Genomic DNA, 17,499 nt, shown 5'->3' on the forward strand with positions numbered 1-17,499 from the left:
GAGGTCCCGCAGGCGTCCTGCACATGACCTTGTACAAGCCGGGCGCGTCCTATAATGCCACAACGCCTGGAGAGGCGGCAGCCGCCCTCCTGCAGGCGGCCGCGATATCAGGCCAATACCGTAAACAAAAGCTCAGAGTCCGCCGACCATGACTGGCTTCAAGTCTGATTTCCTGAACGTGCTGCAGAGCCGCGGGTTCATTCATCAGTGCTCCGATTTCGAGGGCCTCGATGCGCTCGCCGCCAAGGGCCAGGCCACCGCCTATGTCGGCTATGACTGCACCGCGCGCTCGCTGCACATCGGCAACTTCCTGACCATGATGATGCTGTACTGGCTGCAGCAGACCGGGAACAAGCCGATCACCCTGATGGGCGGCGGCACCACCATGGTGGGCGACCCCTCCGGCAAGGACGAGACGCGGGCGATGCGCACGGTCGAGGAGATCGAGGCCAACAAGGCGTCCATCCGCGGCGTGTTCGCCAAGGTGCTGCGCTATGGCGACGGCGCCACCGACGCCATCATGCTCGACAATGCCGAATGGCTGACCAAGCTCAATTGGATCGAGATGCTGCGCGACATCGGCCGTCACTTCTCGGTCAACCGCATGCTGACCATGGACTCCGTCCGGCTGCGCCTCGAGCGCGAGCAGGAGATGAGCTTCATCGAGTTCAACTACATGGTCTGCCAGGCCTACGATTTCGTCGAGCTGTCGCGCCGCACCGGCTGCCGGCTGCAGATGGGCGGCTCAGATCAGTGGGGCAACATCGTCAACGGCGTCGAGCTCGGTCGCCGCATGGGCACCGAGCAACTGTTCGCGCTGACCACGCCGCTGCTCACCACCGCCTCCGGCGCCAAGATGGGCAAGACCGCACAGGGCGCGATCTGGCTCAACGCCGACCAGTGCAGCCCGTATGATTTCTGGCAGTACTGGCGCAACACCGAGGACGCCGACGTCGTCAAGTTCCTCAAGCTGTTCACGACCCTGCCGCTGGCCGAGATCGAGAAGCTCGGAGCGCTTCAGGGCGCCGAGATCAACGAGGCCAAGAAGGCGCTGGCGGATGCGGCGACCACGCTGCTGCACGGCGAGGAGGCCGCGCGCACCGCGGCCGAGACCGCGCGCCGCACCTTCGAGGAAGGCGCGATCGCGGAGAACCTGCCGACGGTCGAGATCGCCAAGAGCGAGCTCGATGCCGGCCTCGGCGTGCTCAACGCCTTCGTCAAGGCCGGCCTCGTCGCCTCCAACGGTGAGGCACGGCGCCAGATCAAGGGCGGCGGCCTGCGCGTCAACGACGTCGCGGTCACCGACGAGAAGATGGCGCTGACGTCCAAGGATCTGACCAGCGAGGGCGTGATCAAGCTCTCGCTGGGCAAGAAGCGTCACGTGCTGCTCAAGCCTGCATAGCCGCATTCGCTTTTGCCGGCTTGCAAGGGCGCGCCAGACGGCGCGCCCTTGGCGTATGATGACCAACGCGCCGTAGCTCCGCGCGCTTTATTGACCGACGTCACTCATATTCGTGACCGACATAGTCGTCATCCCAATTGTCCCGCCAACCGGGCGGCGGATCGCTCTCCTCCCAATGATAGTCGACCCATCGCGGCAAGTCGCTGTACAGCGGCAGCTCGCGATAATGGTCGTGCCAGTAGGTATTGATCTGGAACGTCAAGACCGGAATTTCGACGCGCGGCGCATAGGCCGGAACGTAGACGCGCCGTGTCTCGTAAGCGAACTGAATGTGGGCGCCCGACGCCCAGCCGCGAAGTCCGGCGGCACTGACGTCACACCATTTGTAGCCGGTCAGGCAGCCGTGAATCGTCAGCGACGAACCGGCTCCGAGGATTCCGACCGCCGGGAAACGCACGCTCGGTCCCGACCGAACATTCAGGTTGACTCCGGCATAGCCTCCGAGGTCGGCTGCGCCGGCCTCGTGGCCGAGGCCCACGACGATCAGCACTGCGGCCGTCTGAAAGAGCAACTTGGCTTTCACGTAACAACTCCTTGTCGATCCTCCGCCCATCGCCGCGGGCGATCGGCGAGCGCGTAACGTCGGTTACATCCAGGATGCCACCAGCCTGGTTGCGAGGGCATCCGATCGGGCCGGAACGCGGCCCGCTGAAACTCTCACCAGAATTCGCGCGATGAGATGCCAGCCTGTTGCCCTGGCAGGCTTACGACAGGCTGACCGACGGAGTGCGTAAGCTGGCGTCGATGAGCCTGTCGATGTCACGATGAGGTCATGAGCGAGCCCCGGCTCTCGCCGGCGTCCTCGTTTCCCTCACGACTGATGGCAGCGAACAACACTGCCGCGCAAAGCGACGTGCGGTTGTCAGTTGTTCGGCGGCAGCTCGGCCGGCGGGTATGGCTGCTTGCCGGTGTTGAAGTCCATGATCTTGCGCGTCACGCCCGGCAGCATGGCCGAGATCGGATTGATGCGCACCACCGGCTGGCTCGGCGTGCCGACGACCTCATAGGTCACGCCGAACAGGCCCTCGTTGCTGCCGCCCAGGAACAGGCCGACGATCGGGATCTGGTTGAACATGTTGTTCAGCCCGTACAGCGGCACGATCGTGCCGGAGGCGCGGACCTGGTTGACGTTGTAGTCGATGCTGCCTTCGATGGTCAGGCCGAGCGTCGGTCCCTTGACGACGCCGTCGCGGATCGAGAGCAGCCCGTTCTGCCGCGTGAACTCTGCGCGCAGCATCGTGAAGGCGATGCCTTGCGAAGCGCCCTGCGTCGCGCCGGACGCGGCGCGATCAAGCGCCTGCTCGCCTCTGACAGTGAAGTTGCGAACGATCGCCAAGCCTTCCTTGGGGCTGGAGTCGGCCGTCGGCGGCTCCATCGCGAGCTCGAGCTCGCCGCCCGACATCTTCGAATAGGTGTCGGCAAAGCGCAGCAGCGCGCCGGCGTCATTGGTCACGAGATAGATCACCTCGCGTCCCTGGCGGCGCGCGCGCGGATCGGCACTGGGGGCCTCACGGCCGACGCGGATGTCGGCGGTGACGGGCGTGTCGCGGCCGACCTTGCCGGTCAGGTTGAAGCTCTTGAAGGCGCCGCCGCGCCGGGACAGCTTGACGTCGACGCTGCGCAGCGCCTCGCCGTTGAAGCCGGCGACCGCGCCGAGCTTGACCTCGGCGTCGAAATCGAGATTGGAGCGCGCCTTGTTCTTGTCGGCATCCTTGTTGGTGCCGGAGATCGCCGTCTTCAGGAAGCCGCGGCCGTCGAACACGTCGCCGCGCATCGACAGCTTGAGCACGCCGTCCTGACCGCGCTCGGCCTTGAGCTGCGTCTTGTCGCCTTCCGAGGGCGAATAGGTCGGGAAGTTCGCATTCATCAGGTCGCCATTCTGGTCGACCTCCAGCGAGCCCTTGATCGCGACGCCGCCGCCTTCGATGTTGATGTCCTCGAAGCGCGTCGATTGCTGCTTCGCCACGACGTTGAATGTCGCCTTGCCGGCCTTGCCCGGATTCTTCACCCAGCCGGGCAGCAGGTTGTCAAGCTTGAGCTGGGTCAGGTCGGCCTCGACGCCGAGCCGGCTGTCGCGATCGGGCGAGCCCGCGATCTTGCCGTTGAGCTTGAGCGGCACGTTGCCGCTGATCGCGGTGCCCAGATCCATGCCGAGCCGCGCCCGGCTGGCATCATCAAGGATCGCCTGCATCTTGATGTCGGCGTCGCCCTCGCTCGGCTTGCGATAGTCGAGCGTCGCCGGCTGACCGTTGATCTTGACGTCGCCCTTAACCTGGTAGCCTTGCGTGTTCGCGACGATCTTCAGCGTGTTGGCTTCGAGCTTCTGGTTCATCACCAGCTTGTCGGCGGCGAAGCCGTTGAGATCGGCCGTGACCGTGTAGTTGGTGTCGGCCTTGGTCAGCTCGCCCTTGACCGGCATCGCCAGATTGACGTTCGCCTGGAACGTGCCCTTGGTCTGCGCCGGATCGATCGGAATCGACGACATGTCGCTCAGCCGGTCGGAGGCGAGGATCTCGGCCGCGGCCGCGACCGGACCATCGACGCGCATGCGCACCTTTGACGGCGACGGCTTCGGCGCCATGTCCGGCACCTCGAACACGACATCCGAGAAATTGAGCTTGCGCCCGGCGGGCGTGTCGGCGACGCCCTGCCCCACGGTCACCGTCGCGGTGCGTCCGGTGACGTGCGCCTTCATGTCGGCGTCGCGCACCGCAGGCAGGCCGTCGACGGGACGCACCGTCACATTCGTCGCGACGACGTTGACGTCGAGGCCGTCATCGGGAATCGGCGGTCCCTTGCGCGGCAAATTGCGGGTCGGCGAATTGACCGCGATGTCGATGCGCTGCACGTTGCCGCGCTCGATGCGCTCGATCATCCAGGCCCGCACCTCGGGCACGATCAGCGCCGGCCACAGCCGCTTCATCGCGAGCGCCGGCATCGGCGTTGCGGCGAAGCCGAGCTTGAGCCGGGGCTCGCCGGCATAGTCGATGCTGCCGGTGCCGGCGACGCCGATCTCGCCGTTCGAGACCTCGGCCTGCGTGAGCAGCACGCGCTTGCCCTCGGTGTCGAAGCGGACATTGATCGAGATGCGGTTGAAGATCAGCGGCGCATCGTTCGCGATCGCACCGAGCAGGATCGTGCCGCCGCTGAGGTTCAGCCGCCAGTCATTGACCGCGTCGTTCGGCGGCTCGAGATTGGCGTTGAGCGTGACGCGGTTGGCGCCCGAGATGATCTTGAACGGAGCGACCAGCACGCGGCGGCCGGCATCCCATTCCATGTTCAGCTCGGCGGAATCGATCGCCATCGGATAATCCGGCGTATCGGTGTCGATGATGCTGCCGGCGCCGATGTTGATCTTGCCGCGCAGATAAGTCGGCAGGCCGTCGCGGGCGAGCTCGCCCTTGACCTCACCGGTCAGCGGCAGGTCCGCCATGTAGGTGAGGTCCTTCAGCCGCAGCGCCAGCAGGATGTTGCTGGTCGAGACCTTGTCGGCCTTGACCTCGATCGAGCGCACGCCGTTGGCCGGCGCCCCGACCAGGACGCGCAGCGACCACGGCTTGGCGCCCTCCTCGCCGAGGCTCAGCGCGACTCCGCCGCCCGAGGGCCGGCGCAGGCTGAGGCTGATGTTCTCGAACGTCCATTTGTTGCCGCGCTGCTGATCGTCGACGGTCAGCACCCCATTCTTCAGGCCGATCTCGTTCAGGTTCTGGCCGTCGAGCCCGGTGAGGCTGAGGCTGTCGAGCCAGTCGAGCCCGGCCAGCAGGCCGCTCTGGGCGCTGGCGGGGACCACGGGCGGCACAGCCGCTGGATTGGCCGGCGCCTGCGGCGACGCGGCCTGGGGCGCACCGGGTGACGGCGCGGGAGCCTGGCCCGGCCGCGGAAAGGTCGGCGGCAGGCCGGCATCGCGCTTGCTGGCCACGCCCGTCGCCAGCGGCTTGGCGGTCTCGCCGGTCGAGACCGTGACGGTGCCGTCGGGCGTGATCCGGATGGCGAGCTCGGCGTCGACAAGCTTGAGGCTCTCGGCGCGCAACTGTCCCATCAGCAGCGCGGCGCCCGACAGCCGCACCTCGGCCTTGGGCGCGCTGGCGACGACGGCGTGATCCTGGTCGCGCACCACGATGTCGCGAATGCGAACCGCAACCCGGATTCGTCCCGCGCGCTCGATCTGCGTGCCGCCCACCTCGACCGTGTTGCCGTGCCCGATATTGTCCTCGATCGCCGCCGCGAGCCACGGCGTCGCCAGATCGAGGCTGATCGGACCGGCGCCGAGCCGCAACCACAACCCGCCGAAGCCGACCGCCAGGATCAGCAGCAGCACGAAGCAGGACGCCGCGGTTCGCCGCAACCACCGGCGGCGCGACCGGCGCGGACCTAACGCGTCGACCCTGCCTGAAGCGGCCGGCTCGGCAGGCGCGCGCGACTCGTGATCGGCGGCGTCTTCGTAATGATCGGACAAATGCTGATCGGCGACGTCCCAGTCGGCCTCATCCCACTGTTGGCCCTGGGTGTCCGCTTGCAGATGGGGCCGCTGGGGTGATGTCTGTCTTGCCATTGCCTCTCGGTGCTGGCCCCTGGTGTCCGATAATGTGGAGACAATCTGGCCCCAGCCAGATTGGTCGCCGATGTGGCCCCGACGTTGAGGCAGCGCGCCCTCTGCTTGCCCGCATTGGCCGCGCCCTGTCGATCCCCGTCGCGCTTCAGCCGGCGCTCTCTGAGCCGCCCGCTGCCGTCATGCCCGCGACGCGGGCCAGACGAAGCGCCAAATCTCCGTCACTATACCCCGCCGTCGTCTGGTTTGCCCACCCGCTCGTACCGGTCGACCGGCACGCCAGGCGGGGTCGAAATTTGTGGACGGGATGTCTGATCCGGAGACGGTACGAGAGTCGTCATGGCTTTGGTACTCACGCATGCTGGTACCCGTGATTTCCCGAGCGCCGCAAGAGGCATCACCCCCACACGCCGAAGCACGGATGCAAGATCGATCCCGGGACACCGGACAAGAACCGAGATACTTTCATTTTTGAGCCGCCGAAAGCGACGAAAGGAAGGCGTATGTCAAAGGAATCACGGAAGAAATCCTCTAACCCGGCGTCATACGGGACGGCTGCAGGGAACCAGCTGGCCGCCGCGGCCAAGAAGGTGGCCAAAAGGACCGCCAAGGCCGCAACGGCTAAGCCGGCCAAGAAGACCACCACCAAACCGGCTGCCAAGACCGCGAAGTCGCCGGCCAAGGCCGTGAAGAAGGCTGCGCCCCCCAAACCGAGCGCAACCAAGCCCGCCCCGGCGGCGGCAGCCGGGCTTGCCGAGGGCGCCAAGGCCCCCGGCTTCAAGCTGCCCCGCGATGGCGGCGGAACCGTTTCGCTGGCCGATTATGCCGGCAAGAAGCTGGTGCTGTTCTTCTATCCCAAGGCCAACACGCCCGGCTGCACCAGGGAGGCGATCGACTTCACCCGCCTGTCGAAGGACTTCGCCGCCGCCGGCGCTGCCGTGCTCGGCGTCTCCGCCGATTCGGTGAAGGCGCAGGACAATTTCCGCGACAAGCACGACCTCGCCGTCCCCCTGATCTCCGACGAGACGCACGAGATGCTGGAGGCCTATGGCGCCTGGGGCGAGAAGTCGCTCTATGGCCGCAAGTTTCTCGGCATCGTCAGGAGCACCGTCCTGATCGGCGCCGACGGCCGCGTCGCCCAGGTCTGGCGCAACGTCAAGGTCGACGGCCACGCCGACGCGGTGCTGGCCGCGGCCAAAGCGCTGTAGACTCGCGAGGCATGGTGTTGGGGGAAAATTAACCATGCAGGGGTCAAATCCCTCCCGTAAATGACGCCGCTGGACACGACGATCTCCGGCCGGCGCGGGAGTGTCGATGTCGCATCGTTCCGGCCAGTACGCCGAATATCCCCAACACCATCCTCATGACCGCGGGCGCGCCGTGCAGCAGCGGCGGTCGCCGGTCAGTCATCCCGCCCCTGCACCGGCCGCCTCGCAGAGCGACTACACGCTGGTGCATGCCGGCAAGCAGGTGCGCATCGGCCCCGTCGTGTTCTGGATCGTGGTCGGCACCGTCAGCCTGCTCGGTATCTGGTCGGCCGCGACCGCGACCTATTTCGCCTTCCGCGACGACGTGCTGACGCGGCTGATCGCGCGCCAGGCCGAGATGCAATACGCCTATGAGGACCGCATCGCCGAGCTGCGCGCCAAGGTCGACCGCGCCACCAGCCGGCAGCTGCTCGACCAGGAGCAGTTCGACCAGAAGCTCGACCAGATCCTCAAGCGCCAGAGCGCGCTCGAAGGCCGCGCGACTGCGCTCGGCAGCATGCCCGACATCACCGGCTCGATCCGCGCGCCTGCGCGTAGCCCGGCAATCGAGCCCTCAGCTGCGCCGTCGACGCCAAAACCGTCGCCGATCAGCGACACCGTGATCTTCACCGCCCCGCCGGACCGCGAGGCACGGCTGGAATCGCGCAGCCCCGTGCTTGCCAATGTGCAGCCGAATCCGTCGACCAAGCTCGCCGGCGTCGACAATGTGCTGACGCGGCTGACGCGCTCGCTCGACCAGGTCGAGGCGCGGCAGATCGCGATGCTGTCCTCTGCCGAGGAGACGCTGGAATCGAAGCTGCGCCGGATGCGCGGCGTGATCACCGATCTCGGCCTCGACATGGGCCAGCTCGAAGCCGCCGCGCCGAAGGGCGGCATGGGCGGCCCGTTCGTGCCGGTCAAGCTCGGCGCCGAATCCGGTCCGTTCGAGCGCCAGCTCTATCGCATCAGCATCACCCGCGCGCAGGTCGACAAGATGAACCGCACGCTGTCGCTGGTGCCCTATCGCAAGCCCGTCATCGGCGAGGTCGAGTTCACCTCGGGCTTCGGCGTGCGCTCCGATCCGTTCCTCGGCCGGCCTGCGATGCACACCGGCCTCGACTTCCGCGCCGCCACCGGCGATCCCGTCCGCGTCACCGCCAACGGCAAGGTCGTCAATGCCGGCTGGGCCGGCGGCTATGGCCGCATGGTCGAGGTCGATCACGGCAACGGGCTCTCCACCCGCTACGGCCATCTCTCCGAGATCAACGTCAAGATCGGCCAGCAGGTGAAGATTGGCGACATCATCGGCGAGGTCGGCTCCACCGGCCGCTCGACCGGCCCGCATCTGCACTACGAAACCCGCATCGACGGCGAAGCCGTCGACCCGCAGAAATTTTTGCGCGCCGGCGTGCGGCTGAGCGCGGGCTGATCAGCCCGCGACCAACGCATCGAGGAAGCGAGACAGATCCTCCCACAGCTCGCCCGACTCCTCGAGCCCGATGCTGAGGCGCACCAATCCTTCCGCTGCATTCCACGGCCGCATTGTGCGATCGGCCACAACATCCATCGGCGCGATCAGGCTGTGGGTGCCGCCCCAGGACGCCCCGATCGCGAACAGCGTGAGCTGGCCGAGCGCAGGAGTGATCCGTGCCGAGAACTCCGGCTTGATGACGAGGCTGAACACGGTGCTCGCAGCCTTGTAGTCGCGGGCAAAGATCTCGTGGCCGGGACATGACGGCAGCGCCGGATGCAGCACGCGCGCGACCGCCGGTGACTGTTGCAGCCGCTCGGCAAAGTCAAGCGCGACACGGCCGGAATGCGCCATGCGCACGCCCATCGTTTCAATGCCGCGCAGCGCCAGCGCCGCCTCATCCGGTGACACGCCGATGCCGAGCGGGCCCAGCACATCCTTGAGCGCCTTGCGCAAGCTCAGGTCCTTGACCGTGATCGAGCCGAGCAGCAGGTCGGAATGACCCCCGACATATTTGGTCAGCGCCTCCACCGCGAAGTCGACGCCATGCGCCAGCGGCTTGAAGAGCAGCGGGCTCGCCCAAGTGTTGTCGCAACCGGTGAGCACGCCCCGCGCTTTCGCAGCCCGCGCGATCGCCGGCACGTCCTGCACCTCCATCGTGCCCGAGCCTGGCGATTCCATCCAGATCAGCTTCGTGCTGGCATCGATGAGATCGCCGATGCCTCCGCCGATCAAGGGATCGTAGACCTGATGCGCGATGCCGCGCGCGGCGAGATAGCCTGCGCAGAGATGACGCACCGGCGGATAGACGTGGTCGGGGATCAGCACCGTGTCGCCCGGCTTGAGCACCGCGAGCATCGTGATCGCGACCGCAGCCTGACCACTCGGAACCAGCACGGTGCGCTCGCCGCCATGCAGCGCGGTGATCTGCGCCTCCAGCGTCCGCGTCGTCGGCGTGCCGTGCAGGCCATACGTGTAGCCGTCGAGACCGCGCGCGGCGCGCTTGGCAAAATCCTGCGGCTCGTCATAGACGATCGTCGAGGCGCGATAGGTCGGAACGGCCAGCGACTTGAAGCCGTCATGCGACACGGCGGGATGCTGAACGCAGCGGGTGAGATCGTGCATGGACACCTCGTGAGACAATGCTTGCGATCATCCTAGCGCAATCGCGCGAGCGGCGCGCTGACAACGTCTCCGCGCTCGGCCGATACCAGCCCTCCGCTCACATCGCCGCTGTCAGGGCCTGCGCCACACGATGCAGCGCCTCGTCAAGCTCGGGCAACGGCAGCACGCCGAAGCCAAGACGAAACACCCGCGCGTCATCGCCGAACCACGAGCCGGGTGCGACGCGCGTCTCGCGCGCGGCCAGCTCGCGATGAAACCGCGCCACGGCCGCGTCGTCGAACATCTCACGCCTGAGTCTGATACAGCACAGCGCGCCGGCATCCGGCCTGATCCATTCGATCAGCCTGGCATTGTCGGCCACGAACGCGGCGGTGCGCGCCAGGGCCGCGGCGAGGTGACGGCGCCGGTCGCGCATGATCGTGTCCAGTTCGCGCAGGATGCGCAGCGCGATCGCCTCATCGACCACCGAGTTCGAGATCGTCGTGTTGAACTTGGCCAGCAGCAGCTGGGCGCGCAGCGCCGCGTCACGCGTGATCACCCATCCGGTGCGGATGCCCGGCGCGCCATGGCATTTGGAGAACGACGCGCAGCTGACGATGCGCCGATCCCGCGCAACCACGCTCGGACGCGGTTCCGCCTCGCCATGCACCGCCTCGCGATAGGTCTCGTCGACCAGCAGGAATGCCTCGGGACAGATCTCGTCTATCGCCGCGAGCACCTCGCGCAGCTCGGGATCGGACAGCGCCACACCGGACGGATTCTGCGGCGAGGCCAGGCTCACCAGCCGCGTGCGGGGCGTCAACAGCGACCGCAGGCGGCCGGCATCGAGGCGATAGCCGTCGTCGAAATGCAGCGGCCAATCGACGACGCGCAGGCCCACCGCCGCGAGCACGTTGCGGGCATTGGGAAAGGCCGGGCGTCCGATCACGACCTCCGCATCGGGCTCGGCGAGAACGAAGGCCATCAGGAACAGCGCCTGCATGCCGCCGACGGTGGTGATGACATCGTCAGCGCCGACACCATGTCGCGCGGCGATCAGCTCCCGCAGCCCGGCATGACCTTCGGTCGGACCGTAGCGGAGGACGAGATCCTTCAGCTCATCGCCGAGACCGCCCGCGAGCAGCTGGCCGAGTCTCAGATCCGGGCTGACGCTTTCGGCGAGATCGTAGCGGACGGCCTGCGACGTCAGGCTCATGATGTCGTTGTGCGGGAAGCGGCTAGGCACGTGAGGCATGGCGAAACTCCGGGCGAGCGCAAACGAGACGCTAGAGCCCGGGGGCTCGCGCTGACAGATACAGACGATCCTGATTGCCACCAGTACAGATCTGGGATTGGATGATCTGTATGGACCAGCGCACGCCCTCCCCGCCGCTCTACGAAGCCCTCGCTGCCGGCGTCACGGCGCTGATCGACGATGGCGTGCTGCGTCCGGGCATGCGCGCGCCGTCGGTGCGCGCCTTCGCGTCCCAGCATCGGGTCAGCCTGACGACGGCGGTGCAGGCCTATCGCCTGCTCGAGGATCGCGGCGTGCTGGAGGCGCGGCCGAAGTCGGGCTTCTACGTCATGCAGCGGAGCGACCGGCAGCGCGCGCTGCCCACAGCCTCGCAGCCGCCGCAGCGGGCGAGCCCGGTTGCCATCTCCAATCCCGTCTTCAGCGTGCTCTCCTATGCCGGCGACCCGTCCTATGCGCCCTTGGGCTGCGCCATCCCGAGCGCCGGCCTGCTTGCCGCCGAGCGGCTCGACCGCCATCTCGCGCGCTGCGCCCGCGTCCATGGCCGCCACTACAACATCTATGCCGATCCGCATGGTGATGCCGAGCTGCGCGACCAGATCTCCGCGCGTGCCCTGCGGCTCGGCCACGCGGTGCCGCCCGAGGGCGTGCTCATCACCAATGGCTGCACCGAGGCGCTCAACATCGCGCTCGGCGTCACCACGCGTCCGGGCGACACGGTCGCGATCGAATCCCCGACCTACTTCGGTCTCTTGCAGGTGCTCGAAGCCCGCAGCCTGCGCGCGCTGGAGCTGCCGACAGATCCCACCAGCGGCGTCGACGTCAAAGCGCTCGACAAGGCGCTCGGCACACGCCGCGTCGCCGCCTGCCTGCTCGCCTCGAGCTTCAACAATCCGCTGGGCACGCGCACCGACGACGCCAAGAAGGCAGCGATCATCCGCGTGCTCACGCGCCACGGCGTGCCGCTGATCGAGGACGACATCTACGGCGACATCAGCTTTGGCGATGACCGGCCGCGGCCATTCGCCGCGATCGCGCCAAAGGCCGACATCATCCTGTGCAGTTCGTTCTCGAAGACGATTGCGCCGGGTTATCGGATCGGTTGGCTCGCCGCCAACCGCCGCGCCGATGACATCCTCGCCGCCAAATTCGCGCTGTCGCTGAGCGGCGCGGCCTTGCCGCAGAAGGCGATGGCGGATTTCCTGAACTCAGGCGGCTACGACGCCCATCTGCGCCGCATCCGCAAGGTGTTCGCCGACAACATCGACCGTATGCGCCGCACCGTCGACCGCAGCTTTCCCAGGGATACGCGGATGACCGACCCCAAGGGCGGCTTCGTGCTCTGGCTGGAGCTGCGAGACGGTTTCGACTCCGACGCGCTGTATCAACGCGCCATCCGCGAGCGCATCTGCTTCGTGCCCGGCGGCCTGTTCACGGCGACATCAGGCTATCGCAACTGCCTGCGGCTGAGCTGTAGCCATGATTGGGACGCGCGGATCGAGCGCAGCGTCACGCGACTCGGCGAGTTGGCGCAGGAGCTACTTGCATAGTCCTGCAGATCCGCCGTCGCGCTGCTTGCCAATCTCAGCTAGCGCTTGGCCGGCAGCACGAACACCTGGCCCGGATAGATCAGATCCGGCCGGCGGATCTGCTCGCGATTGGCGCGATAGATCACCGCGTAGCGCGTGCCTTCGCCGAGGAGACGCCGGCTGATGTGCCACAGGCTGTCGCCGCGCGACACGGTGATCGTCCTCGCGCCCGCGCGGTCAGGTGACGCCGCCATATCCTTCAGGTCGGCCGGCGACGCCGATGCGAGCTGCGTACGCGCGCCGGCAGCAGCGCCGCTGCCCTGCCCTTGGCTCGCGGCGGCAGGCAGCGAGGCCGTGGTCAGCGCCTCCGGCACATTCAACGGCACCTCGGCGCGCGCCTGCACGGCGCCGGTCTTGGCATCGACCTCGTCGAGCCGCAGCCGGTCCTTGCCGGACCAGGCGGCGTCCTTGATGGTCGTCGCGACGCGGCCATCCGCACCAGCCGTCGCCGTGCTGACGAGGCGGTCGTTGAGATAGATCCGCACGGTCGCCCCGGGCTTGGCGCGGCCGCTGACACGCAAATTGCCATTCGGCTCGAAGTCGACGGCCTCGACCGCGACCGCCAGCGGCGCCGAAGCTGCCGGCTTCGACAGCACGCGCGTCGGCTGGTCCGGCGCGATCACCGCGACCGTCGCCGGCCGCTTGCCGGCCTCGACCACCACGGCCACGCTCTGCTTGGACGACATCTCGCGGCCATCCGGCTGCTTGGCCCGCAATGTCAGCTCGAACGTCCCGGCGGGTAGCGGCGGCGGCACCATGGAGAACTGGCCCGAGCGATCGGCGACCACCCGCGCATGCGGCTCGCCATTGCGCAACAACTCGACCGTGGCGCCGGGCGCCGCGCGGCCGGCCACGACCGTGTCGCCCGACGGTTCCACGCTGACTACGTCGAATGACGGACCATCGCTCTCGGCGGCCTGCGGCGCGACGGGCGCCAGCAACGCAGCCAGCCCGCTCGCCTGCTGCTGCGCCGACGCGAGCGCGGAGGCGGCCTGGCTCGCAGCCCCCTTGTCCGGCGCACCCGGCTCCGCCGCCGCAATGCGCTGCGGTGCAGCGGGCGCCCCATCTGTCGGAGCGCTCGGCGCGACCGCGGCCGTCCGGCTCGCCCACGTCCCATCGCGCTTGAAAATCGAGAGGTCGAGGCCGAAACCCTGCGCAAAGGCGATAACCAGACCGGCGATCACGACCGCCGCAACGGCGCCACCGCCCCAGATCAACCGTCCGCCGTTTCCGATGCTCATGCGGTGATCCGTCCCTGTGCGAGCGCGGAGACGACCGCTCCTTCAGCGGGAATCTCGCTTTACTCATAGCATCATGCGGGGCGGATTGCCATCGCTCGGGCAATGGAGCTTTCGGACGGAAGCTGCACCCTGGCGCCCGAAACAAGAAGGGGCGAGCCGCAGCCCGCCCCATTTGGTGCTCTCTTCGAACTTGTTAACGGGAGGCCCTCAATCACCAGACCGCTAAGTCGTTGGCAAAACCTCTTTTGACGAATTCGACGTACACACCACCTATAACTTCTACTCTTCTCCGGGTTGTGTCAATATCTAGCTGAGCAATACTGAACGCGGAATGGATAGGCGACGAGTCAGAGTACAGATGCTCTGATCGCAGCTCACGGTGCTTGGCTTTTCGCCTCCTCGTTCCGACGAGGACATTCGATAATGAAGAAGCATACTACAAGGAAATATCGCCTCGGCATTGATGCGGGCGCCAACTCCCTCGGCTGGTCCATCGTCTGGCTGGATGACAGCGGCGCGCCTGTAGGTCTTGGTCCTGGAGGCGTGCGGATCTATCCGGACGGACGGGATCCCAAGTCCAAGGAATCCAACGCGGCCGATCGTCGCGTTGCGCGGAGCATGCGGCGGCAACGAGATCGTTATCTGCAACGGCGCGGCAAGCTGATGGGCCTGCTGGTGGAGCACGGATTGATGCCGGCAGACGAGCCGGCCAGAAAGGCGCTGGAGGCTCTTGATCCCTATGCCTTGCGCGCTGGAGCGCTGGACGGACCGCTGCCGGCTCATCACGTCGGCCGCGCGCTGTTTCACCTGAACCAGCGGCGCGGATTTCTCTCGAACCGGAAAACCGAAAAAGGCGACAAGGATTCCGGCGCCATCAAGATTGCGGCCGGCAGGCTGCAAGCCTTGATGAACGACACCGGCGCGCGCACGCTAGGTGAATTCCTTCATCGCCGCCATCAGGCCCGCGCCCCCGTTCGCACGCGCAACCGCGCAACCGGCGTCAAGGCGGAGTACGATTTCTATCCGACACGCGCGATGCTTGATCATGAGTTCGAAGCCCTCTGGGCTGCTCAGGCGCCGCATCATGCAGTGATGTCAGCCGAGGCTTACAGCACCATCCGCGAGGCGATCTTCTTTCAGCGCCCCTTGAAGCAGCCGCCGGTCGGCAAATGCTCGCTCGATCCGGCCGCCCACAAGGACGATGTGGAAGGCTTCCGCTGCTCCTGGGCGCATCCCTTGGCGCAACGCTTCCGCATCTGGCAGGAGGTGCGCAATCTGGCAGTGATCGAGACCGGCCGAAGCTCGCCTGCTTTGGCAAAGGAAGATCAGGAGAAGGTCGCTCTGGCGCTGCTACAGAACAGCAAGCTGAGCTTCGACAACATCCGCAGCCTGCTTCGACTGCCATCGGAAGCCAAGTTCAACCTCGAAAGCGAGAAGCGTGATCACCTGAAGGGCGACGAGACGGCAACGTCTCTCTCAGCCAAGAAGAACTTCGGCAAGGCTTGGCGCGGCTTCTCTCTGGATCGGCAGATCGAGATTGTCTCTGAGCTCGAGACGCAGGCTGATGAGGCAGCGCTCGTCACATGGCTTTCAACCAAGTTCGCATTCGACAAGGAAGATGCAGAGCGGGTCGCGTCAGCGCTACTACCCGAAGGGCATTGCAGGCTCGGGCTTCGGGCGATCAAGAGGATCCTGCCGCTGATGGAAGCCGGCAAGAACTATCCAGACGCGGCCACCACGGCCGGCTATGATCACGCGCTGCTACCGAGCGGAGAGCAGTCGCCGACCGGCTATCTGCCCTATTACGGCCAATGGCTCCAGAACGACGTGCTCGGCTCAGGTGATGAGCGTGACACCAACGACCAGCGCTGGGGACGTTTTCCTAATCCGACGGTTCACATCGGTCTTGGGCAGTTGCGACGCGTCGTCAACGGACTCATCGCCCAATATGGTGCGCCGGCCGAGATCGCCGTCGAGATGACACGCGAGTTCAAATTGTCCCCCAAGCAGTTGTCGGAGCTGGAGCGCGAGCAAGCCCAGAACCAGCGCAAGAATGACGCTCGTGCCGACGAGCTGCGAAAGCTGGGTCAGGCGGTGAACGCGCGAAACCTGCTCAAGATGCGGCTCTGGGAGGAGCAAGGCAATGTCGCCCGGGAGTGTCCCTACACCGGAGAGGTGATTGGGCTCGAGCGGCTGCTTTCGGAGGAGGTCGACATCGATCACATCATCCCCTTCTCCGACAGTTGGGACGACAGTGCTGCCAACAAGGTGGTCTGCATGCGCTACGCCAACCGCGAGAAGGGCAATCGCACGCCGTTCGAAGCGTTCAGCAACAGCAAAGGCCGGCCCTACGACTGGGCCGCCATCGCGCAACGGGCGGCGGCTCTGCCGAGAGGCAAGCGCTGGCGCTTCGACCCCGACGCACGCGCGCATTTCGACAAGCTTGGCGGGTTCCAGGCGCGAATGCTCAACGAAACCGGCTGGCTCGCCCGCGCCGCGAAGCAATATCTCGCCGCAGTGACCGACCCGTACAAGATTCATGTCTTACCGGGAAAGCTGACGGCGATGATCCGCGCCAAATGGGGGCTCAACGATCTGCTGCCTGATCACAACTACAGCGACGCCAAGAACCGCAAGGATCATCGCCATCATGCCATCGACGCGCTCATAGCGGCACTGACGGACCAGCGGCTGCTGCATCGCATGTCGAGCGCCTATGACGAGGAGCGACAGAAGATCGAGGTGCCGCTGCCCTGGCCGACCTTGCGGGCGGATCTGGACGCCAAGCTCAAGAGCATGCTGGTCTCACACAAGCCGGACCACGGCCTGCAAGCCCCGCTTCACGAAGACACGGCCTATGGAACAGTCAAAGAGCCCGAGAAGGAGCGCGGAGCCAATCTGGTCTATCGGAAGAACTTCACCGACATCAGCGAGAAGGAGATCGACCGGATTCGCGACCGCCGGCTCCGTGACCTAGTCAAAGCACACGTTGAAAGCGAAAGGGCGAGCGGCAAGGATTTGAAGGCGGCGTTGCTTGCCTTTGCACAGCGCAAGGATGTTCCCGGTCAACCGAACGGCATCCGCCACGTACGGCTGACGAAATCAGAGAAGCCGGAATATCTCGTCCCGATCCGTGACAAGGAAGGCCGCGTCTACAAATCCTATAGCGCCGGCGAGAATGCGTTCGTCGACATCATCCGCTCCGCGGATGGCCGTTGGATCGCGCGTGCGACCACCGTGTTTCAGGCCAATCAGTCGGCAGGACCGGGTGATGCGCCACCGCCCTGCGCCGTGCTCGTCATGCGGGTGTTCAAAGGCGACATGCTACGCATCGATCACGACGGCCGGGAGAAGTTCGTGAAGATCGTCAGGCTGTCCCCTTCCAACAACGTCCTCTATCTCGTCGAGCACAACGAGGCCGGCGTTTTCCAGAACCGCCACGACGATCCCGATGATCCGTTTCGCTGGATCTTCGCGAATTTCGACAAGCTGAGGGAGTGGAACGCCGAGCGCATCCGGATCGACGCGCTGGGGCGGCCTTGGCGACTTCATTCGGTCCAAGCGGCGCATTCGTTCTGAGGGGC

General features: G+C 66.2%; 10 protein-coding genes. 5 read left to right on the top strand and 5 right to left on the bottom strand.

Annotated features, from left to right (window positions below):
• Positions 1-148 precede the first annotated feature (148 nt).
• Positions 149-1,402, top strand: coding sequence for a tyrosine--tRNA ligase (gene tyrS, locus ACVILH_RS25565; RefSeq protein WP_456715354.1), 1,254 nt, complete (start codon positions 149-151; stop codon positions 1,400-1,402).
• A gap of 100 nt (positions 1,403-1,502) precedes the next feature.
• Here tyrS and ACVILH_RS25570 read toward each other — a convergent pair whose 3' ends face one another.
• Together ACVILH_RS25570 and ACVILH_RS25575 are read right to left on the bottom strand one after the other, a co-directional pair.
• Positions 1,503-1,985 carry an SH3 domain-containing protein gene (locus ACVILH_RS25570; protein ID WP_456715355.1) on the bottom strand — a complete coding sequence of 161 codons (483 nt, stop codon included), beginning with the start codon at positions 1,983-1,985 and terminating at the stop codon, positions 1,503-1,505.
• A 339-nt stretch (positions 1,986-2,324) separates the two neighbouring features.
• Positions 2,325-6,014, bottom strand: a complete 3,690-nt coding sequence (locus ACVILH_RS25575) for a YhdP family protein (protein ID WP_456715356.1) — start codon at positions 6,012-6,014, stop codon at positions 2,325-2,327.
• Between the two features lie 500 nt (positions 6,015-6,514).
• Here ACVILH_RS25575 and ACVILH_RS25580 point away from each other — a divergent pair, with 500 nt between their 5' ends.
• Both ACVILH_RS25580 and ACVILH_RS25585 read left to right on the top strand, forming a co-directional pair.
• Entirely contained in the window at positions 6,515-7,219 is a 705-nt protein-coding gene (locus tag ACVILH_RS25580) for a peroxiredoxin (RefSeq protein ID WP_456715357.1), read from the top strand.
• Between the two features lie 106 nt (positions 7,220-7,325).
• Positions 7,326-8,687, top strand: a complete 1,362-nt coding sequence (locus tag ACVILH_RS25585; RefSeq protein ID WP_456715358.1) for a peptidoglycan DD-metalloendopeptidase family protein — start codon at positions 7,326-7,328, stop codon at positions 8,685-8,687.
• On the opposite strand, the gene ACVILH_RS25590 is transcribed toward ACVILH_RS25585, so the two are convergent.
• On the bottom strand, positions 8,688-9,854 hold the full coding sequence (locus ACVILH_RS25590; RefSeq protein WP_456715359.1) for a trans-sulfuration enzyme family protein: 1,167 nt from the start codon (positions 9,852-9,854) through the stop codon (positions 8,688-8,690).
• A 97-nt stretch (positions 9,855-9,951) separates the two neighbouring features.
• The gene (locus ACVILH_RS25595) at positions 9,952-11,088 is read right to left on the bottom strand and encodes a pyridoxal phosphate-dependent aminotransferase (protein WP_456715360.1); all 1,137 of its coding nucleotides are present in this window, start codon (positions 11,086-11,088) and stop codon (positions 9,952-9,954) included.
• 110 nt (positions 11,089-11,198) lie between these two features.
• Here ACVILH_RS25595 and ACVILH_RS25600 point away from each other — a divergent pair, with 110 nt between their 5' ends.
• Positions 11,199-12,635, top strand: a complete 1,437-nt coding sequence (locus ACVILH_RS25600) for an aminotransferase-like domain-containing protein (RefSeq protein WP_456715361.1) — start codon at positions 11,199-11,201, stop codon at positions 12,633-12,635.
• Between the two features lie 38 nt (positions 12,636-12,673).
• Here ACVILH_RS25600 and ACVILH_RS25605 read toward each other — a convergent pair whose 3' ends face one another.
• Positions 12,674-13,915: a LysM peptidoglycan-binding domain-containing protein gene (locus ACVILH_RS25605; RefSeq protein ID WP_456715362.1), complete on the bottom strand. Its 1,242-nt coding sequence runs from the start codon at positions 13,913-13,915 to the stop codon at positions 12,674-12,676.
• Positions 13,916-14,338: 423 nt separating this feature from the next.
• Here ACVILH_RS25605 and cas9 point away from each other — a divergent pair, with 423 nt between their 5' ends.
• Positions 14,339-17,494: a type II CRISPR RNA-guided endonuclease Cas9 gene (gene cas9, locus ACVILH_RS25610; RefSeq protein ID WP_456715363.1), complete on the top strand. Its 3,156-nt coding sequence runs from the start codon at positions 14,339-14,341 to the stop codon at positions 17,492-17,494.
• Positions 17,495-17,499 lie beyond the last annotated feature (5 nt).

The organism is Bradyrhizobium sp. USDA 4353 (assembly GCF_054063215.1).